This window comes from Nonomuraea sp. NPDC003201 (assembly GCF_053590415.1).
Map to the genome: position 1 here is coordinate 1 of NZ_JBSFTC010000659.1, position 2,390 is coordinate 2,390.

The 2,390-nt window shown below is 74.6% G+C and carries 3 protein-coding genes; 1 reads left to right on the forward strand and 2 read right to left on the reverse strand.

Annotated features, from left to right (window positions below; genetic code table 11):
- A partial coding sequence (locus ACWDX9_RS62410) for an NAD(P)-dependent oxidoreductase (protein WP_449973300.1) occupies window positions 1-595 on the forward strand: 595 nt, incomplete at its 5' end.
- Window positions 596-606: 11 nt separating this feature from the next.
- Here ACWDX9_RS62410 and ACWDX9_RS62415 read toward each other — a convergent pair.
- Window positions 607-1,623, reverse strand: coding sequence for a class I mannose-6-phosphate isomerase (locus ACWDX9_RS62415; protein ID WP_449973301.1), 1,017 nt, complete (start codon window positions 1,621-1,623; stop codon window positions 607-609).
- 6 nt (window positions 1,624-1,629) lie between these two features.
- A partial coding sequence (locus ACWDX9_RS62420) for a DMT family transporter (protein ID WP_449973302.1) occupies window positions 1,630-2,390 on the reverse strand: 761 nt, incomplete at its 5' end.

Consider the following 2,390-nt stretch of genomic DNA (forward strand, 5'->3'; position numbering starts at 1 on the left):
CGATGGCCCGCAGCCCGGGCGCGCGCTCCAGCACGGCCGCGTCGATGCGGGGGCACCCCCAGCCGGTGATCAGCACCTCCACGTCGGCCGGCTGGTGATCGAGCGGCTTCGACCGTACGGGGTGACGCCGCTGCTCAACGACCCCTATCTGGACGCTGACCAGGCACGCGAGCTCGGCTGCGAGCCGGTCGGCCTCGACGACCTGTGCCGCCGCGCCGACCTGGTGACGGTGCACGCGCCCGCGCTGCCCGAGACGTACCGGCTGCTGGACAAGCGCCGCCTCGGCCTGCTGCCGGACGGCGCCACGCTGATCAACACCGCCCGCGGCACGCTCGTCGACACCGAGGCGCTCATTGGCGAGTGCGTGTCCGGCAGGCTCAACGCGATCCTCGACGTCACCGACCCCGAACCCCTGCCGGCGGGCCATCCCCTGCTGTCCGCGCCCGGGGTCTGGGTGACTCCGCACGTCAGCGGCGCCCGGGGCAGGGAGCTGCGCGCGCTGGGCGAGTACGCGGTGGGCGAGGTCGAACGGTTCGTCACGGGACGGCCGCTGCACGGGCAGGTCCGCCTAGCCGACCTGCCGCGGATCGCCTGACTCCCGTCGGTTCACACCGGTTTGCAGCGCACCGCCGTGACGTCGCCGCGCAGCGCGCACTTCCCGGCCGCGTACGGGACGAGCAGCGTGTCCCCGGCCCCGACCTGGAGCGGCGCGCCGTGCTCGCACTCGACGGAGCCGGCACCGGCGGTGATCACGACGACCGAGTACGCCGGCTCCAGCACGCTGACCGGATCGGGCCGCAGCCGCTCGGCCGCGAAGAACTCGTCGGCGAGCTCGGTGAAGAGCCGCTGGACCCCGGGCCGGGCGTCGGCCGACGGGCGGCGGGCGCGGCTCAGCTCGGCGAGCCCTTCCTCACCCCAGCCGCTCCTGTCGACGCAGGCGAGCGCCTGGTCGTAGCCGAGCCCCAGGTGCCCGGCGGCCGGGCCGTCGATGTCGAAGCCCGCCCACTCCAGCAGCACGGAGAAGTCGGTCGGCTCCTGCACCTCGACCATGAGAACCCCGGCCCCGATGGCGTGCGGCAGGCCCGCGGGGCAGAGGATGGCGTCGCCGGCCCGCACCGGCACCCGGTTGGTGGCGTCGAGCATCCGGTCGATCCGCTGGTCCGCGACCCAGCCGGCCAGCTCGCCCGGCTCGACGTCCCTGGCGAAGCCGAGGTGCACCGCCGCCCCCGGCTCGGCCGAGACGATCACCCACGCCTCGGTCTTCCCGTACGGCGAGGCCAGGTGGGCGGCGGCGAAGCGGCGGTCGGGGTGCACGTGCAGCGGCAGGCGCTCGCCCGCGTCGAGCAGCTTCACCAGGATCGCCGGGTCGGCGCCGTGCTCGGCGACGTGCCGCTCCCCCAGCCACCACACGGGATCGCCGGCGATCGCCTCGGCCAGCGACCGGCCGTCGGGCAGCGTGGTCAGCCCCGCGGGCGCCGCGCCGTGCCGGCTCGTGGTCGAGGCGATCCAGTCCTCCGGAAAGTACGGGTCATCGGCGGGACGGACGCCGCGGAACCTGCCGATGCGCCCCTCACCCCGGTAGAACGAGCGGGGTGTGTTGGCGGGCAACCGGTAGATGGTCATGCTTCCTCAATGACGGGGTGACGTGGGCTCTTGAACGATAGCGCGCCGCCGTACCGGGAGCCTGCCCTGGGTGACGGCGAGAACGGCGCCGATGAGCAGCACGGCCGCGCCCACCGCCTGCACGGTGCCGAACGACTCCCCCAGGAACAGGGCGGAGCACGCGGTCCCGACGACGGGCACGACGAACATCATGATCGACGCCGACGCCGGCCCCACGTCGCGGATGCCCCGGTAGTACAGCAGGTTCGCCACCGCGGTCGGGCCGAGCGCCACGAAGGCCACGTTCAGCCAGACGTAGGCGGGCACGTCGTGCCAGGCGACCTCGGCGGCCGACGGCGCGCTGTAGATCGCCAGGAGCACCGCCCCGCTCACCGTCGCGTACGTCGTCGCCTTGAGCGGGTCGATGCCGGCGAGCACGCGGCGGCCCATCAGCGTGAACGCCGCCCAGCAGCAGGCGCTCAGCAGGAAGAGCAGGTCCCCGGCGAGCCGGCCCTGGCCCGCGCCCGCCTCCCCGCCCGAGCCCACGAAGAAGACCACGGCCCCGGCCGCGCCGATCGCCAGCCCCGCCACCCGCGCCGCCGACGCCCGCTCCTGGCCCATGACCAGCAGGAACGACGTGGTCAGCACCGGACTCATGACCGGGACGATGGTGCTCCCGTCGATCGCCGGAGCCAGCGACAGCCCCCAGAAGAACAGCACGTTGTAGACGAAGACGCCCAGCACGCCCGCGCCGGCCGCCCGCGCCCAGTCGCGCACCGGCGGCCGCC

Excerpts from the sequence above, each read along its gene's own strand:
- ACWDX9_RS62415 (WP_449973301.1), bottom strand. The coding sequence starts at position 1,623 with ATGACCATCTACCGGTTGCCCGCCAACACACCCCGCTCGTTCTACCGG.